Source organism: Anaeromyxobacter dehalogenans 2CP-1 (assembly GCF_000022145.1).
In the GTDB taxonomy this organism is placed as follows: Bacteria; Myxococcota; Myxococcia; order Myxococcales; family Anaeromyxobacteraceae; genus Anaeromyxobacter; species Anaeromyxobacter dehalogenans.
Genome location: NC_011891.1, coordinates 4032329 through 4048326, shown reverse-complemented (window position 1 = coordinate 4048326; position 15998 = coordinate 4032329). Strand labels below are relative to the sequence as shown.

The following is a 15998-nucleotide window of genomic DNA, read 5'->3' as shown; positions in this document are numbered from 1 at the left end:
CCTAGGCGCCGGCGGCGGGTGCCTCGGCGGCCGCGGGCGCCAGGCGGAAGTCGCGGATGGAGGGGACGCGCGCGAGCACCTCCACCGGCCGGCCGGAGTGGTCGGTGTCGAGGTGCACGCAGAGCGCGTCCGGCCAGGCGCGCGCGTAGGCGTTCACGTGGGCCGGCTCGTTGTCGAACGCCGCCACCACCGGCCCGATGCGCTCCACGCGGCCGCGGGCGAGCGCCTTCCAGGCCTCGTCGCCCAGCGCCTCGTCCGGCTTCATGAGCAGGTGCGCGCGGGCGCCGTCCGGCAGCGGGAAGCCGGCCGCCCGGAACACCTCCACCGTCCCCGTCTCCATCGCCACCGGGCGCCCGGTGACGTAGGCGACGATCGCGCCGGCCTCGGCGGTCGCGCGCACGAGCCCGCCCGCCCCCGGCAGCGGCACGTCGAGCCGGCAGTAGGCGCTCGTGAAGAACCGCTCGGCCCAGAACGCGCGCGCGGGCCGCAGGTGGCGAGCCACCTCGTCCGGCGGGAGCCCCGCCGCGTGGAGCGCGGCCGCGAGATCCCAGCTCGTCCAGTGCTCCGGGCGCGCGCCGAGCAGTTCGGGCACGCCCGCCGCGCGTCCGTAGTCGCGCAGGATGCGCGCCTGTCGCGGCCGGTTGTCGAGCAGGGTCGAGTCGAGGTCGAACACCACCACGCCGTCCGGCGCGCCGGCCCGTGCGCGGGCCAGGACCGCGGCCAGGATCGCCCCCTGCTCCTCGATGCGCGCCCGGCCCGGCATGGGGCGAACCTATGCCCTTGGGCGGGGCTCGAGGAACGCTCCCGATGTGGGCGGCAGGCCGGGGACGGCGCGCCGTGCCGCGCGGCCGGTGCGTGGCGGAGGTGCGCGGAAGCAGGTATGTTTCCGGGCTCGGATGCCCCAGCGCGCCCAGATCCTGGTGGTGGACGACTCCCGCACCCAGCTCGACTGGCTGGTGCGGGTGCTCGAGCGCGAGGGGTACGACGTCCGCACCGCCGCGGACGGCAAGGACGCGATCCGCAAGGTGCGCGGCGAGCCGCCCGACCTGGTGCTGCTCGACATGATCCTGCCGGACATGGACGGGCTCGAGGTGCTGCGCATCGTGAAGGCGCGGCCCGAGGACCAGTTCATCCCGGTGATCATCCTGTCGGTGAAGTCGGACCTGGACTCGAAGGTCGCGGGCCTGCGCATCGGCGCCGACGACTTCCTCGCGAAGCCGTTCGCGGAGGCGGAGATCCTGGCGCGCTGCGCGGCGATGCTCCGCATCAAGACGCTCCAGGACCAGCTCCGCGAGACGCAGCGGCGGCTCCGCGAGCAGACGCTCACCGACGACCTCACCGGCCTCAAGAACCGGCGCGCGTTCGACGAGCGGCTGCAGGAGGAGTTCCGGCGCGCCCACCGCTACTCGGATCCCGTGTCGCTCATCATGATCGACCTGGACCACTTCAAGCTCGTGAACGACCGCTACGGTCATCCGTTCGGCGACCTCGTGCTGCGCGGCGCCTCCGAGCAGCTCCGGGCCTCCACCCGCGATCCCGACATCTGCGCGCGCTACGGGGGCGAGGAGTTCGCGGTGATCCTCCCCAAGACGCACCTCTCGGGCGCGCTCGCGGTGGCGGAGCGGATCTGGAAGGAGCTGTCCGCCCGGAGCTACCCCGTTCCGGCTGGGTCGACGGGACCCGAGACCAGCATCCAGGTGACCGCATCGATGGGCATCGCGTTCTACCCCTCGAAGGACATCGGCTCGCCCGAGGCGCTGGTCCGGTACGCGGACGAGGCGCTGTACCAGGCCAAGAAGGCGGGACGGAACACGATTTGTCTCTACCAGGCGCAGGCGTACCGGTACGAGGCGGGCGACCGTTAGAGGGCGGGTGACGCTGTACCGCGGGTCCGGTACGCAGAAACCCGGAGGGTGTGGTATCACCCGGGGGCGATGAACGACCCGGGGAACGAGCCGCCCAACCGCCCGGAAACAGGGCGCTCTCCGCGTGAACCGGCTGGACCCCTCTGTGCACCTTCGAGGGCGCATCCGATGGTACCTCCGGAGCTCCATGCCGGCAGCGGCGCCCTGGAAGCCCGCCCCGACTCCACCGTCCTGGTGGTGGACGACGACGAGCACGTGCGCCGCGCGCTCGCCCGCGTGCTGCGCCGATCGCGCTGCCGGGTGATCGACGCCGGCGACGCGAGCGGCGCGCTGGCGCTGCTGGAGCGGGAGCCGGTGCAGGTGGTGGTCTCCGACCACCGCATGCCGGGCACCTCCGGGGTGGAGCTGCTGCGGATCGTGAAGGAGCGCTGGCCCACCGTGCAGCGCGTCCTCCTCACCGGCCACGCCGACTCGGCGGTCATCGAGGAGGCGGTGAACCGGTCGGAGATCTTCCGGTTCATCTGGAAGCCCTGGGACGACGCGCACCTGCGCATCACCGTCCAGAGCGCGGTGGACCAGCACTGGATGCTCGAGGAGAACCGGCGGCTCGAGCAGCTCCTCGCCGAGCGCAACGCGCAGCTCGAGCGGCTGAACCGCGATCTCGACGGCCAGCTCGCGGCGCGCTCCGTCGCGCTGGTGCGGGCCGCCGAGGAGTGGCGCGCCAGCTTCGACGCCATCGGCGACCCGCTCGCGATCTTCCGGGGCGGAGGGTGCGAGATCGCGCGCGCCAACGCCGCCTTCGCCCGCGCCGCCGGCGTGGCCATCACCCAGGTCGCGGGCCTCCGCTGCCGCGAGCACGCGTTCGGCGTGCTCCCGTGCCCGGCCTGCTGCGACCTGCCGCGCGGCGGCACCGCCGAGCGCGAGCTCGCGTTCGGCGACCGCACCTGGATGATTCGCTCGTTCCCGTTCGGCGACGGCGGGCTGGTGGTCACGTTCAAGGACGTCACCGACGAGCGCGAGGTGAGCCGGCGCCTGTTCCACGCGGAGAAGATGTCCGCGGTGGGGCAGCTCGCCGGCGGCGTGGCGCACGAGATCAACAACCCGCTCGGCGGGATCCTGGCGTTCGCGCAGCTCATGAGCCGCGAGGAGCGCTCGCCCGAGGACATGGAGAGCCTGCGGCTCATCCAGGACGCCGCGAACCGCGCCAAGCGCATCGTGGAGTCGCTGCTCCGCTTCTCGCGCCGCCCGCGCGAGGAGGAGCGCGGCCCGGTGGACCTGCGCCAGGTCGTGGACGACGCGCTGTTCCTGCTCTCGCCGCAGCTCCGCGCCGGCCGCTTCGAGGTGGTGCGCCGGTTCGAGCCGGCGGTCGCGATCGGCAACGGCAACCAGCTCCAGCAGGTGGTGGTGAACCTGCTGGTGAACGCGCTGCAGGCCATGGGCGATCGCGGCACGGTCACCGTCGCGGTGGGCCCCGCCGCGCCCGGGCGGCTGCGCCTGTCGGTGGCCGACACCGGGCCGGGCGTCCCCGAGGACGCCGCGCTGCGGATCTTCGAGCCGTTCTTCACCACCAAGCCCGAGGGCCAGGGCACCGGCCTGGGCCTTTCCATCTGCTACCAGATCGTCGAGGAGCACGGCGGGACCATCCGCCTCGAGCAGCCCGGCCCGCACCGTGGGGCCTGCTTCGTGCTCGAGCTCCCGGCGGCGCAACCGAGGCACGAGCGAGGAGAAGCGGTCCCATGAACGAGGCAACCGAGGCGCGGCCGGCCCGCGTGCTGGTGGTGGACGACGAGCCGACGCTGCTGCGCGCCATGGAGGCGCTGCTGCGGCGGAAGGGGCACGAGGTCATCGGCCTCGACTCCTCCATCGCGGCCACGCAGCGGCTCGCGCAGGAGGACTTCGACGTCGCGCTGTTCGACATCAAGATGCCCCAGCTCTCCGGCCTCGAGCTGCTCAACGCGGTGAAGCACCGCCGGCCGGAGGTGGAGGTCATCATGATGACCGGCCACGCCACGGTGGAGACCGCGCTCGCCGCGGTCCGCGCCGGCGCCTACGACTACCTCACCAAGCCGTTCGAGGACGTGGAGGTGGTGGCGCGCGCGGTGGCGAAGGCGGCCGAGCGCAAGATGCTGTTCGACCGCAACCGCCAGCTCGAGAGCGCGCTGCGCGAGCGCGAGGGCACGCCGTCGGAAGGGCTGGTGGGCACCTCCGCGCCCATGCGCGAGGTGACGCGGATGGTCGAGGCGGTGGCGTACAGCGCCACCACCGTGCTCATCACCGGCGAGAGCGGCACCGGCAAGGAGCTGGTCGCGCGCGCGCTCCACACCCGCAGCCCGCGCCGCAGCCACCCGTTCGTCGCCCTGAACTGCGGCGCCCTCACCGAGACGCTGCTCGAGTCCGAGCTGTTCGGGCACGTCAAGGGCGCGTTCACCGGCGCGCAGCGCGACCAGCGCGGCCTGTTCGACGCGGCCGACGGCGGCACCATCTTCCTGGACGAGATCGGCGACATCCCGCTCTCGACCCAGGTGCGCCTGCTGCGCGTGCTGCAGGAGGGCGAGATCAAGCGGGTCGGCTCGGCCGATCCGGTGCGGGTGGACGTGCGGGTGCTCGCCGCCACGCACCGGGACCTGCCCAAGCTGGTGAAGGCCGGCCGGTTCCGCGAGGACCTGTTCTACCGGCTGAACGTCATCAACATCCCGCTGCCGCCGCTGCGCGAGCGCGTCGAGGACATCCCGCTGCTCGCGCACCACTTCGTGCGCCGCTACGCCGAGCGGCTGGGCAAGAAGGTCCGGACGGTCGCGCCCGAGGCGCTCGAGCTCATGTGCGGCTACCGCTGGCCGGGCAACGTGCGCGAGCTGGAGAACGCGATCGAGCGCGCGGTGGTGCTGTGCCGGGGCGACTCGGTGGTGCCGGGCGATCTCCCGCCGGCGGTGACCGGCCGCACCGCGCCGCTGGTGCGCGAGGCGCCGGCCTCCGGCGACGAGGCCGCCTGGCTGGCGCTCTCGTACGCCGCCGCCAAGGAGCAGGCGCTGCGTCGGTTCGAGAAGGGCTACGTCGAGGCGCTCATGCGCGCCTGCGACGGCAACATCTCCGCCGCCGCGCGCAAGGCCGGCATGGACCGCTCCAACTTCAAGCGCGTGCTGCGCAAGTACCGCACCGACGTCGAGCCCGACACCGAGGAGGACGGCTCCTCGCGCGCGCTGGCCTGACGCGGCGCGCGGCCCGCCCGCCCCGGGGCCGCCGCGGCGGCCCCGCCGGCGGAGCGCCTCACCAGCCCGCGTCGGGCAGGGCCGGGTTGGCGTGCGCGCGCTCGGTCGTGAAGCGCAGGCGCAGCGCGTCCTGCTCGGCCACCTCGACGGCGCGCGGGAACCAGTCGCCGCCCGCCGGCGATCCCCAGCCCAGCAGCCGCACGTCCTGGAGGGCTCCGCCCTCGGCCGCGACGAGGCGCATCGGCTGGAACGCCTCCTTGTCCACGAACGCGACCGGCCGGCCCTCGCGCGAGCGCCCGCCGATCACGTACGCGAGCCGCCCGTCGAACCGGCCCAGGCCGATCTCCGAGACCGCCACGCCGCGCCGGGACAGCGCGGCCGCGTAGGCGCCGGCGGCGTCGCCGGCCGTCGACGTCGCGAGCAGCGCGCACGCGGCCCGGACCAGCGCCGCCGCGGCGGGGACCTGCTCGAGCCCGCCGCGCCCGGTGAGCCGCCCGTCGCGGGCGAGCGACACCGCCGGGCGCTGCGCCTCGGCGACGCCCGCGGGCGCGAGCTCGAGCCGGCAGCGGCCCGGGACCTTCATGAGGAAGCGGGCCGGCGCGGACACCTCGCCGGTGGCCGAGCGCTGCAGCCCGGCGGCGGACGCGAGCCGCTCGGCGGCCGGTCCCTCCACCTGGACGGCGCCGGTCACCTCGAGCGCGGAGAGCGACAGCGATGCGCGCTTCTCGCCCATGCGCCGCAGCACGGCGGAGGTGTGGAGGACGTAGGCGAGCGAGGGCATCGCCGCCGCGAGCGCGGCGGCCGCGGCCAGGCGGCGGAGGTTCACTTGACGAGCTCCTTCATGAGCGCGCGCAGCGGCCCCGCCAGCTCGGGGCGCTTCATCGCGTAGAGGATGTTGGCCTTCAGGTAGCCGAAGCGGTCGCCCGCGTCGTAGCGCTCGCCCTCGAACTGGTAGCCCAGCAGCCCCTCCTCGCGCGCCAGCACCGCCAGCGCGTCGGTGAGCTGGATCTCGCCGCCCACGCCCGGCTTCACGCGCTCGAGGATCTCGAAGATGCGCGGGGGCAGGACGTAGCGGCCGATCACCGCCAGGTTCGAGGGCGGATCCGCCTTGGGCTTCTCGACCAGCCGGTCGATGCGCACGGTGCGCGGGTCCATCGCCTGGCCCGCGGCGATGCCGTACATGTGCGTGTCCTCGCGCGGCACCTCCATGAGCGCCACCGTGCCGAGCCCGTGCCGCTCCCAGCAGTCGGCGAGCTGCTTCGCGCCGGGCACCTGCGCGTCGATGATGTCGTCGCCCAGCATCACCACGAACGGCTCGTCGCCGATGGCGTCGCGGGCGCACAGCACCGCGTGCCCGAGCCCGAGCGGCTCCTGCTGGCGGATGGTGAGCACGTTCGCCATCTGGGCGATCTCGCGCATCTGCCTGCGCAGCTCGCGCTTGCCCGCCTTCTCGAGCCGGTCCTCCAGCTCCGCGGCGATGTCGAAGTGGTCGACGATCGAGTCCTTGCCGCGCGCGCAGATGAGGATGATGTCCCGGACGCCGGCCGCGACCGCCTCCGCCACGATGTACTGGATGGTCGGCGTGTCGACGATCGGGAGCAGCTCCTTCGGGACCGCCTTGGTGGCGGGGAGGAACCGGGTGCCGAGGCCCGCGGCGGGGATCACGGCCTTGCGGATCTTCTTGGGCGCCATGGTGCCGCCAATCTAGCCCGGCCCCGGGCCAGGCACCACCGGTGAGCACCGCCCCGGGCCGGGCGCTATCTCGGCCGCTCCACGCGCTCCGCCTCGGTCTTGCACGCGATGCACAGGTCCGTGACCGGGCGCGCGCGCAGGCGCGCCGCGCTGATGGGCGCACCGCAGGACGTGCAGGTGCCGAACGTGCCCGCGTCGAGCCGGGCCAGCGCCGCCTGGACCTTGCCGAGGAGCCGGCGGTCGCGATCGCGCAGGCGCAGCGCCCAGTTGCGGCGCTCCTCCGCGGTGGCGCGATCGTTCGGGTCCGGGATGGCGACCTCGCCGCCGCCCTCCGAGTCGGCCATCTCGTGCACGGCGCGCTCGCCCTGGCCCACCAGCGCCTCGAGCTGCGCCGCCAGGATCCGGCGGTAGCGTTCGGTCTCGCGTGCGTTCATGGCGACCTCCGCGTGGCGATCGACGCTAGCGCTCGCGTCCGCGCGCCACAAGCGTCCTTGCCGGGGGCGCGACACGTCCCGTATCCTCGGCACGTGCACGCAAGGATCCTGTGTCATGCGGCCGCGCTCCTCGTCGCGGGCGCCGCCGCCGCAGCCGACGCTCCACCCGCGGGCGGCCTCCCCGACGTGGCGGGCCCCCGGACGCTCGGCCTGTCCGCGTCGATCGGCGTGGCCGCCAACAACGAGGGGCTGTCGGTGAACCCCGCCGCCGTCGGCGCGCGGCGCCGCTACGCGCTCGAGGTGGGCGGCATGCTGGACCGCCGCGGCGCCGAGTCGCCCGGGCAGTTCCTGAACGCGTCGGTGGTGGACGCGATGTCCTCGTCGGTGACGGCCGGCTTCGCCTTCACGCGCGCTGCCAAGGGCGACGCCGTCGGCAACCAGCTCACGCTCGCGCTCGTGACGCCGCTGGTGGAGCGGATGTGGATCGGCGCGGCCGGCAAGTGGCTCGACCTGCGCGGCCCCCTCGCCCTCGGACGGGAGGAGATCCGCGCGGCGACCGTGGACGCGGGCCTGTTCTGGCAGGTGTCCGACCTGTTCTCGCTCGGCGCCGCCGGCTACAACCTGGTGGCGATCCACCAGGACCAGATCGCGCCCATGGGCTTCGGCGCCGGCATGGCGCTCGGCAACGACCAGGGCGCGCAGCTCACCGCCGACTGGCGCAGCGACCTCGACCGGCTCGGCAAGACCAGCAACCGCTACTCCGTCGGCGCCGAGGTGCTCGCCGGCCGCATGGTGGCGCTGCGCGCCGGGTTCATGAAGGACGAGACGCTCGACACGAACTGGTGGTCCGCCGGCCTCGGCATCGCCGCCCAGAGCGGCGCCGCGGTGGACGTGGGCTACCGGCAGAGCACGACGGACCCGACCGCCCGCCAGATCGCGGCGTCGCTGAAGATCTACATGTTCAACTGACCGCGCCGGCCCCTCGGCACGTACGCGTCCATCAGTCCGTCGCCGAGGACCCGTCGCGCCTCCTCGAGGTTGTGCCCTCGGCAACGGATCCGGAGGTTGTCCGCCGTCGAGGCCCCGCCACGCGCGAGCGGCACGACGTGGTCGAGCTCGAGTTGGTGCGTGGAGCCACACGGCTCGCCGGACGGGAGGGGGAAGGTGCACCGCCCGCCGTCGCGCGCCCAGACCTCGCGGCGAACGTGGGCCGGGACGTGGTCCGGCCTGGAAGGACGAACCGTCTTCTGCGGCTTCGCGGTGAGCCCCTTCCGACGCGCGCGCTGCGCAAGGAGCTCATCCAGCGCCGCCTCGAGGACGTTCTCGCGAGAGACGCCCGGCATGGAGTGAGAGAGCGCGTCCCGGGCCGCGTCGAGCTTCTTCAGGAACGTCTTCGAGACGGTGAGGTGCATGCGAGCCGACTCCCCGTCGAGCCAATCGACGGAGCTGGGCTTGGCGGTAAGCGTCGCCCCTCGCATTTCGACAGGCTCACTGCGAGCGGACTCCGCGACAGGCTCACTGCGAGCGGATTCTTCACGAGCCGCGACCTCGGCCCGGCTGGGTGCCTTTGGTTCGGGCGCCCGAAATAGAATCGGCTCCGCGGTAGGCGCCACGACCGCCGCCGGCGCGGACACGGCCCGCACCGGCACGACGACCTCGCGCCGAGGCGGATTCTCGACCGGCCGGATGCCAGCAGCCACCGCTGCCGCGTCCCGGCTCGAGAGCCCATAGAACCGGGGCAGGACCTCTGCGCAGTTGTCGGTGGTCACCACCTTCGCCAGCTCGCAGACGGACGACAGGCACAGCTTCCCGTCCCGGAGCGCCGCCACGACAGCGGGGAACCGGTTGATGAGCTCCGCCGCCGTCTTCCGGTACTGCGCAGCGCCGGCGGACAGCCCCAGTTCGCGCCGCAGGAACGAGAACAGCGACGTGTGCCCGCGCTGCCGCCACAGACCCCGCCGGTCGAACTCCGCCAGCGCGACCAGGAATTCCGCCATCGCGTGCCGCTCGGACCGGAGCAGTTCGACCAGACGCTTCGTGAATTCGTTTGCGTTGTCCATGCACGAAGCATCGCACGCGATCTTCGCGCTCCGTAAAACGCACGAGGATCGCCCCACACGCGCGAATGCACCCGGGGCCCCGCGACCCCTCGCCTCGTCCTCCAGCGCCTCAGCCGCAGCCTGCGGACGCACCAGGGCCCTGTGCCCCAGCCATTCCGCTCGCGGGCCCCGCTCCGTCCGCATACCTCGTCAAACCCGCAGAGCGTTCCCGTTGGGCCGCAAGCAATCAGTCACTCACGGTGACCGCCCTCCCGCGCCCCTCCGCGCTCCGCGCCCCACGATCAGGCCTCTCGCAAGCCGATCCCGCCGCCCCGTCCACGGTCAAGCGGCACCGCCCCCGACCCCGCCGCGCCCTCACCGCCAAGCCCGCGCCGCCCCGCCCACGGCCACGCGGCAGCAGCCTCGGCCGCCGCCGGGCCCTCACCGCCCGCGCCGCCGCGCCCGCGGTCAAGCGGCATCGCCCCCGACCCCACCGCGCCCTCACCGCCAAGCCCGCGCCGCCCCGCCCGCGGTCACGCGGCCCCGCCCCGCCCCGCTCCTCACTCCCGCCCCAACGCCGGCAGCACCACCGGCGCCCCCGTGACGCCGTTCTCCCCGCGCCACACCGGCACCTCCCACACCGCTCTGACCCGCTCGGCCGTGATCACGTCGTCGGGCGCCCCCTCCGCGACCACGCGCCCGCGCGAGAGCACCACCAGCCGGTCGCACGCGGCCGCGGCCAGGTTGAGGTCGTGGAGCACCGCGACCACGCACAGCCCGCCACGCGCGGCCACGCGGGCCATCCGCATGGCGGCCACCTGGTGTCCGAGGTCGAGGAACGCGGTGGGCTCGTCGAGCAGCAGCACCCGCGGCTCCTGCGCGAGCGCGCGGGCGAAGAACACGCGGCGCCGCTCGCCGCCGGAGAGCGCATCGAGCCGACGGCCGGCGAGGTGCACGAGGTCGCACGCCTCGAGCGCGCCCTGCACCGCGCCGTGGTCGAAGCGGGAGGGCACCGCCAGCAGGCCCTGCCGCGGCGCCCGGCCCATCATCACCGCCTCACGCACGGTGAACGGCCAGCCGAGCCGCGGCTCCTGCGGCACGAGCGCGCACACCCGCGCCACCGCGCGGCGCGGGGCGGCGGCCGGGTCCATGCCGGTCAGGCGCACCGTGCCCCGCGCCGGCGCGGCCAGGCCGGCGATGAGCCGGACCAGCGTGGACTTCCCCGCGCCGTTCGGTCCCAGCAGCCCCACGAACTCGCCCTCCCGCGCCGAGAACGAGACGTCCTCGAGCGCCGCGTGGGCGCCGTAGCGGAACGTGACCCCGCGCACCTCCACCATCGGCGCCGTCCCCGCGCCGCCGGCCGGCTCGCTCATCGCGCCCCCTCCGCCTCGGGCCGCCCGCTCCGCCGCAGCAGCCACAGGAAGAACGGTCCACCCAGGAACGCCGTCACGGCGCCCACCGGCGGCTCGGTGCCGAGGGGCAGGAACGCGAGGCGCGCCAGCGCGTCCGCGAGCACCAGGAACGCGGCGCCGAACAACGCCGAGGCCGGCACGAGCAGCCGGTGGTCGGGGCCGATCACCCGCCGGACCAGGTGCGGGACGATCAGCCCCACGAACCCCACCATGCCGGCCAGCGCCACCGCGGCGCCGGTGGCGGCGCTCGCCGCGAAGAACACCGCGGCGCGGTCGCGCCGCACGTCGAGGCCGAGCGACGCGGCCTCCTCGTCGCCGAGCGTGAGCAGGTTGAGCCGCGCCGAGAGCGCCACCAGCGCGCCCACCGACAGCAGCACCAGGACGGCGCCGAGCGCCAGCGTCCCCGGCGCCTCGTAGCCGACCGCGCCGAGCAGCCAGTACATGAGCCGGCCGGCCTGCTCCGGCGGGACGAGCATCTTGAGCAGGGTGATGACGCCGGCGGCGAACGCGTTGAACACGATGCCCACCAGCAGCGCGGCCTCGGGCACCAGGCGGCCGCCGATCCGGCCCAGCCCGAACACGATGGCGGTCGCGGCGACCGCCCCGGCCACCGCGCCGGCCGCCACGGGGGGCGCCCCGCCCAGCGCCTCGCCCGCGCGGCCCGCCAGCCGGGTCACGCCCGCGGCGGCGACCAGCACCAGCGAGCCGCCCAGCGCGGCGCCGCCCGAGACCCCGAGCACGAACGGCTCGGCGAGCGGGTTGCGCAGCAGCGCCTGGAGCGCGGTGCCCGCCGCGGCGAGCGCGCAGCCGACCAGCGCCGCGAGCAGCGCGCGGGGCAGCCGCAGGCCGAACAGGATGGCCGCGTCGGGATCGGCGCCGGCCCAGGCGGCCCGGAACGAGATGGGCTGCGGGCCGAGCCCGCAGGAGATGGCCACGGCGACCGCGATCGCGAGCACGCCGGCGGCGAGCGCCAGCGCGAGCCGCGTGCGCCGGGTCAGGCTCACCGCGCCTCCGGGTGCAGCCCGCGGAACAGCGTCTCCAGCCCGCGGATCATCCGCGGCCCGGGGCGCAGCAGGGCGTCGTCCGGGAGGCGCACCACCGCGCCCCGCCGCACCGCCGGGATCGCGGACAGGCGGACGATGCCCTCGGCCGGCTCCTGCGGCGCGCCGTCCACCACCACCTCCGGATCGAGCGCCACCGCGCGCTCCAGCGGGAACACCGGCCAGGGCCGGGAGCCGCCCACCACGTTCACGGCGCCCGCGATGCGCAGCAGCTCGTCCGGGAAGCTGCCCGGTCCCGCCACCACCAGCGGCTCGCGGCCCACCAGGAAGAGCGCGCGCCGGCGCGGCAGCGACGCGGCGCGGGCCCGCACCCGCTCCACCTCCGCCGCGAGCTCCGCGGAGAGCCGCGCCCCCGCGGCCGGCGCGCCCAGCGCCTCGCCCACGATGCGCGGCGTGGCGAGCACGTCGGCCACGCTCACCACCGGGATGGCGACCACCGGGAACGGGCGCGACGACGCCTGCGAGAGCTCGGCCACGCGGCGCACCGCCGCGAGCGCGCCGCCGTCGGAGATCCAGAGCACGAGGTCGGGGCGGAGCCCGAGGATCGCCTCCGGGTTCGGGTCGATGAAGCCGCCCACGCGCGGCACGTGCCGCACCTCCGGCGCGTCGTCGAGCTGGGTCACGCCCACCAGCCGGTCGCCCAGCCCGAGCGCCAGCACCACGTCGGTGAGGCTCGGCGCGAGCACCACCACGCGCCGGGGCGGCGCGCTGGGCCGGGGCCCGGCCCACACCGTCCCGCCCTCGGCGGCGCCGCGGCCGCTCGGGCGCAGCAGGTCCGCGACCCCGCCGGCGCGCGCCGCCGGCGCCGCGAGCGCGAGCGCCAGCGCGGCGCACCCGGCGGCTACGGCGCGCACGCGACGTCCGCGGCCCAGGCCCAGCCCGCCTGGCTGGCCGGGCAGATCTCGCCGGCGGCGAGGCGCTCGCCGGTGGAGGGATCGAAGCGCCAGACCGAGCCGGACCACTGGTCGGTGACGTAGGCATCGCGGCCGCACAGCGCGATGTTACCCGGCGCCGAGAAGTCGGGCGCGGCCACCGGCGCGTGCAGCGTGACCCCGGCGTCGCCCAGCTCCACCGGCAGCACCGCGGCGCTCCCCCCGCACGCCACCCACAGCATGCGCCCGTCGGCGCTCGCGGCCAGGCCGCCCGGGTTCAGGCACCCGTCGCCGAGGTCGATGGAGGACAGCGCGTCGTCCGCTGCCGGGTCGATCACCGCGAGCTTCCCGCTGCCCGCCGGGTCGGTGTAGTAGCCCCACTCGCCCAGGCGCAGGTTGGCCAGCGTGACGAACACGCGGCCGCCGGCCACCACGGCGTGGGCCGGGAAGGGCAGGCCGGGCGCGTCGGCGAGCGCCCGCAGGTCGACGCGCCGCAGGATCTCGCCGGTGGCCGGGTCGATCACCGCCACCTCCTGGCCGCCCGAGGTCGCGTCGAGGCCGTACAGGGCCGCGTAGGCGCGGCCGTTCGCGAAGGCGACCCAGCGCGGGTTCACACCGGTCGTGCCGAGGACGACCTCGTCCACCACCCGCCGCGCCGACGCGTCGTACACCACCAGCGAGCCCGCCGCCGCGTTCGCGACCCACAGGCGGTCGCCGCTGACCGACAGCGCCTCGAGGTCGCCGCCGCCGAGCATCGTCTCGACGCCCGCCGCGCCGAGGTCGAGCGGGAAGGCCACGAGCGAGTGCGACAGCGAGGCCGCCGCCCAGAGCCGGCCGGCCGAGACGCCCAGCGCGATGGGGCCGTCGCCGGCCGCGCGGGGCAGGCCGGCGCGCAGCGCCGCGTTCGCGGGGCGGACGTCGTCGGTGGCGAAGCAGGCCACGTACACGTCCGGCCGGCAGGCGCCCTCGCGGCAGCTCTCGCCGCGATCGCAGCGGACGCCGCAGGCGCCGCAGTTCCAGCGGTCCGACGACAGGTCTGCGCAGGCGCCGCCGCAGGAGCGCTGCCCGCCGGGGCAGGCGCTGGCGCAGACCCCGCCGGCGCAGACCTGTCCCGTGCCGCAGGCGACGCCGCAGGCGCCGCAGCTCGCGGGGTCCGAGGACAGGTCCACGCAGCCGCCGCCACACTCGACCGTGCCGGGGCCGCACTCGCACGCGCCCGCGTTGCACTCCTGGTATGCGCCGCAGGCGGCGCCGCACGCGCCGCAGTTCGAGGAGTCGATCTCGACCGCGGCGCAGGCGCCGCCGCAGACCTGCTCGCCGGCGGCGCAGACGATCTCGGGGTCGCTGCTGCAGGCCGCGAGCGCGAGCGCCGCCGCGGCGAGGGCCGCCCGGAGGGCGGGGAGGGGGATCCGGATCATGGCGTGAGGTCTCCTGGGGTCGAGCCGGCGCGCAGGGTGATCATCACCATGCGCCCGGGAAGCGGGTTTCCGATGGGGTCCGTCAGCGTGCGGTCGTCGAGCAGGTTGCGCGCCTCGAGCCCGAGCCGCAGCCCGGCCCGGCGGGCGAGGCGCACCGAGGCGCCCGCGTTCCAGAGCAGCGCCTCGGGGACGCGGTCCGCGTTGCGCGCGTCCCGCCACTGCGCGCCCACGTGGTGGGCCTCGAGGTGGGCCTCGGCCGGCCCGGGCGCGATCGCGGCGCGCGCGAACAGCCGGTGGCGGGGGCGGAAGGGCAGGTCCTGGCCCACCTCGGCCGCCTCGCCGCGCAGCGTCTCGGTGCGCAGGTAGGTGTACGCGGCGCCGAGCGACAGGCCGAGCAGGCGCGGCGCCGGCGTGGTGGCGGCCTCGACCTCCAGGCCGGCGACCTGGGCGCGGCCGGTGTTGAAGGGCTTCATCCGACCGAGGGCGCTCGCCTGGTAGACGATGAGGTCCTCGTAGCGCGTCGCGTGGCCGCCCACGCTCGCCATGCCGCGCGCGCCCTCCGCCACGAGCGCGGCGTCGGCGGAGAGGCCGGTCTCGGGGCGGAGCGACGCATTGGGCAGCGCGCCCCCCAGCTGCAGGTAGAGCTCGGCGAAGCCGGGGGCGCGGAAGGTCCGGCCGGCGCTGGCGCGCGCCGAGAGCGGGCCGACCACCCGAACGCTCCCGCCCAGCTTCGCGGAGACGCCGTCGAACGGGCCCACCCGCTCGGCGCGGACCGCCGGCGAGAGGCGCACCCGGCCGGCGGCGAGGCGCGCGTCCTCGGAGAGCGTGGCGGAGAGCTGCGCGCGGGTCCGCGTGTCGCCCAGCCCGTCGGCGCGGAGCGCCTCGCCCTCCGCGGCCAGCGCGGCCCGGAGCGCGCCGTGCGGGTGGAGGAGCACCGCCTCGGCCTCGGTGCCCGCCGCGCCGCCGCGCTGGTGCACCGGGTCGCCGCCGGACAGGCTGCCGATGCGCGTGTCGAGCAGGTCGGCGCGCCCGGTGAGCCGCGCCCCCAGCGTGAGTCCGGGCGCGGGGCCGGCGCCGGAGAGCCGGACCGACAGGAGCGCGCGGGCGTCGCGCTGCCAGTCGTCGGGGGTGTCGGTGCCGGGCCATCCGGCCAGCTCGCGGCGGCCGCCGGAGAGCTGCAGCAGCGCGTCCAGGCGGCGCTCGCCCAGCCGCGCGGTGAGCTTCGCGATCCCGCCGGCGCGGGCGCTGCCGTTGTTCTCGCGCGTGAACGTCTGGTACGGGCTGCCGGGCAGCGAGCTCTGAGGGCGCCTCCGGTAGGTGAAGTCCCCGTCGCTCCGCTCCGCCCCCGCCGCGCCGAACAGCGTCCAGCGCTCCCCGCCCGCCGCCGCCTCGGCCGACGCCGCGGCGGTGCCGAAGGATCCCCCGCTCGCCTCGGCCGACCAGCCCCCCGGCTCGCCGCCGCGCGTGACCACGTTCACCACCCCGCCCAGCGCGCCCGCGCCGTAGTGCGCGCCCTCGGCGCCGCGCAGCACCTCGATGCGCTCGATCCACTGGCGCGGAAGCGTCGACAGATCCACGCCGCCGCCGAACGCGGTGTTGAGCGGCAGCCCGTCGAGCAGCACGAGCACGCCGCTCGCGCTCGAGCCGCGGATGGACACGGTGGAGAGCTGGCCGAGGCCGCCGTACGCGCTGACCGCCACGCCGGGGGCGGTGGCGACCAGCTCGGCGACCGCCTTGGCCTCGCCCGCGTAGCGGCCGGCCTCGACCACGGTGACCGCGCCGGTGGGATCGCGGGTCGCCTCGGCCCCGGGGACGCGGATGACGAGCTCGTCGAGCTCCACCGGCGCGGCGCCGGGATCCGGCGCGCCGGCGTCGGCGCTGGTGGGCGGATCGTCGGCGCGCGCAGCGGCGCCCGAGGCGACGCCGGCGACGGCGGAGAAGACGAGGGCGAGCGCGCGTGCGCGCCGCCCGAGGGGAGGCCTCGAGTCCAAGTCGCCGG

Annotated in this window: 14 protein-coding genes; 4 read left to right on the top strand and 10 right to left on the bottom strand. The window is 75.9% G+C overall.

Features of this window, described 5'->3' with window-relative positions; genetic code table 11:
• Nucleotide 1 precedes the first annotated feature (1 nt).
• Nucleotides 2–763: an HAD family hydrolase gene (locus A2CP1_RS18265; protein WP_015934732.1), complete on the bottom strand. Its 762-nt coding sequence runs from the start codon at nucleotides 761–763 to the stop codon at nucleotides 2–4.
• 133 nt (nucleotides 764–896) lie between these two features.
• On the opposite strand from A2CP1_RS18265, the gene A2CP1_RS18260 reads away from it, so the two are divergent.
• The 3 genes from A2CP1_RS18260 to A2CP1_RS18250 all read left to right on the top strand — a co-directional run bounded on the left by A2CP1_RS18260 (nucleotide 897) and on the right by A2CP1_RS18250 (nucleotide 5071).
• Nucleotides 897–1865 (top strand): diguanylate cyclase, encoded by a 969-nt coding sequence (locus A2CP1_RS18260; RefSeq protein WP_015934731.1) that lies wholly within the window; start codon nucleotides 897–899, stop codon nucleotides 1863–1865.
• Between the two features lie 168 nt (nucleotides 1866–2033).
• Nucleotides 2034–3605 carry an ATP-binding protein gene (locus A2CP1_RS18255; protein WP_015934730.1) on the top strand — a complete coding sequence of 524 codons (1572 nt, stop codon included), beginning with the start codon at nucleotides 2034–2036 and terminating at the stop codon, nucleotides 3603–3605.
• A complete protein-coding gene (locus A2CP1_RS18250) occupies nucleotides 3602–5071 on the top strand; it encodes a sigma-54-dependent transcriptional regulator (protein WP_012527537.1) in 1470 nt (489 codons plus the stop codon). The genes A2CP1_RS18255 and A2CP1_RS18250 overlap by 4 nt, the downstream gene beginning before the upstream one ends.
• A gap of 58 nt (nucleotides 5072–5129) precedes the next feature.
• Here A2CP1_RS18250 and A2CP1_RS18245 read toward each other — a convergent pair whose 3' ends face one another.
• From A2CP1_RS18245 to A2CP1_RS18235, 3 genes are all read right to left on the bottom strand, one after another.
• Nucleotides 5130–5897: a hypothetical protein gene (locus A2CP1_RS18245; protein ID WP_015934729.1), complete on the bottom strand. Its 768-nt coding sequence runs from the start codon at nucleotides 5895–5897 to the stop codon at nucleotides 5130–5132.
• Complete coding sequence (galU, locus tag A2CP1_RS18240; protein WP_015934728.1) at nucleotides 5894–6763, bottom strand: UTP--glucose-1-phosphate uridylyltransferase GalU; 870 nt, start codon at nucleotides 6761–6763, stop codon at nucleotides 5894–5896. Before galU ends, A2CP1_RS18245 begins: the two co-directional genes overlap by 4 nt.
• A gap of 65 nt (nucleotides 6764–6828) precedes the next feature.
• Nucleotides 6829–7197 (bottom strand): TraR/DksA family transcriptional regulator, encoded by a 369-nt coding sequence (locus A2CP1_RS18235; protein ID WP_015934727.1) that lies wholly within the window; start codon nucleotides 7195–7197, stop codon nucleotides 6829–6831.
• Between the two features lie 93 nt (nucleotides 7198–7290).
• On the opposite strand from A2CP1_RS18235, the gene A2CP1_RS18230 reads away from it, so the two are divergent.
• Nucleotides 7291–8166, top strand: coding sequence for a porin family protein (locus A2CP1_RS18230; RefSeq protein WP_015934726.1), 876 nt, complete (start codon nucleotides 7291–7293; stop codon nucleotides 8164–8166).
• Here A2CP1_RS18230 and A2CP1_RS18225 read toward each other — a convergent pair.
• The 6 genes from A2CP1_RS18225 to A2CP1_RS18200 form a co-directional block, all read right to left on the bottom strand.
• Nucleotides 8151–9257: an HNH endonuclease gene (locus A2CP1_RS18225; protein ID WP_015934725.1), complete on the bottom strand. Its 1107-nt coding sequence runs from the start codon at nucleotides 9255–9257 to the stop codon at nucleotides 8151–8153. The genes A2CP1_RS18230 and A2CP1_RS18225 overlap by 16 nt on opposite strands.
• 539 nt (nucleotides 9258–9796) lie before the next feature.
• The gene (locus A2CP1_RS18220; protein WP_015934724.1) at nucleotides 9797–10609 is read right to left on the bottom strand and encodes an ABC transporter ATP-binding protein; all 813 of its coding nucleotides are present in this window, start codon (nucleotides 10607–10609) and stop codon (nucleotides 9797–9799) included.
• Nucleotides 10606–11652: a FecCD family ABC transporter permease gene (locus A2CP1_RS18215; protein WP_015934723.1), complete on the bottom strand. Its 1047-nt coding sequence runs from the start codon at nucleotides 11650–11652 to the stop codon at nucleotides 10606–10608. Before A2CP1_RS18215 ends, A2CP1_RS18220 begins: the two co-directional genes overlap by 4 nt.
• Complete coding sequence (locus A2CP1_RS18210; protein ID WP_015934722.1) at nucleotides 11649–12563, bottom strand: ABC transporter substrate-binding protein; 915 nt, start codon at nucleotides 12561–12563, stop codon at nucleotides 11649–11651. Before A2CP1_RS18210 ends, A2CP1_RS18215 begins: the two co-directional genes overlap by 4 nt.
• A complete protein-coding gene (locus tag A2CP1_RS18205) occupies nucleotides 12551–13999 on the bottom strand; it encodes an MXAN_6577-like cysteine-rich protein (RefSeq protein WP_015934721.1) in 1449 nt (482 codons plus the stop codon). Before A2CP1_RS18205 ends, A2CP1_RS18210 begins: the two co-directional genes overlap by 13 nt.
• Nucleotides 13996–15990: a TonB-dependent receptor gene (locus A2CP1_RS18200; protein ID WP_015934720.1), complete on the bottom strand. Its 1995-nt coding sequence runs from the start codon at nucleotides 15988–15990 to the stop codon at nucleotides 13996–13998. The genes A2CP1_RS18205 and A2CP1_RS18200 overlap by 4 nt, the downstream gene beginning before the upstream one ends.
• Between the last annotated feature and the right edge of the window lie 8 nt (nucleotides 15991–15998).

Excerpts from the sequence above, each read along its gene's own strand:
- A2CP1_RS18265 (WP_015934732.1), bottom strand. The coding sequence starts at position 763 with ATGCCGGGCCGGGCGCGCATCGAGGAGCAGGGGGCGATCCTGGCCGCG.
- A2CP1_RS18260 (WP_015934731.1), top strand. The coding sequence starts at position 897 with ATGCCCCAGCGCGCCCAGATCCTGGTGGTGGACGACTCCCGCACCCAG.
- A2CP1_RS18255 (WP_015934730.1), top strand. The coding sequence starts at position 2,034 with ATGGTACCTCCGGAGCTCCATGCCGGCAGCGGCGCCCTGGAAGCCCGC.
- A2CP1_RS18250 (WP_012527537.1), top strand. The coding sequence starts at position 3,602 with ATGAACGAGGCAACCGAGGCGCGGCCGGCCCGCGTGCTGGTGGTGGAC.
- galU (WP_015934728.1), bottom strand. The coding sequence starts at position 6,763 with ATGGCGCCCAAGAAGATCCGCAAGGCCGTGATCCCCGCCGCGGGCCTC.
- A2CP1_RS18235 (WP_015934727.1), bottom strand. The coding sequence starts at position 7,197 with ATGAACGCACGCGAGACCGAACGCTACCGCCGGATCCTGGCGGCGCAG.
- A2CP1_RS18225 (WP_015934725.1), bottom strand. The coding sequence starts at position 9,257 with ATGGACAACGCAAACGAATTCACGAAGCGTCTGGTCGAACTGCTCCGG.
- A2CP1_RS18220 (WP_015934724.1), bottom strand. The coding sequence starts at position 10,609 with ATGAGCGAGCCGGCCGGCGGCGCGGGGACGGCGCCGATGGTGGAGGTG.
- A2CP1_RS18205 (WP_015934721.1), bottom strand. The coding sequence starts at position 13,999 with ATGATCCGGATCCCCCTCCCCGCCCTCCGGGCGGCCCTCGCCGCGGCG.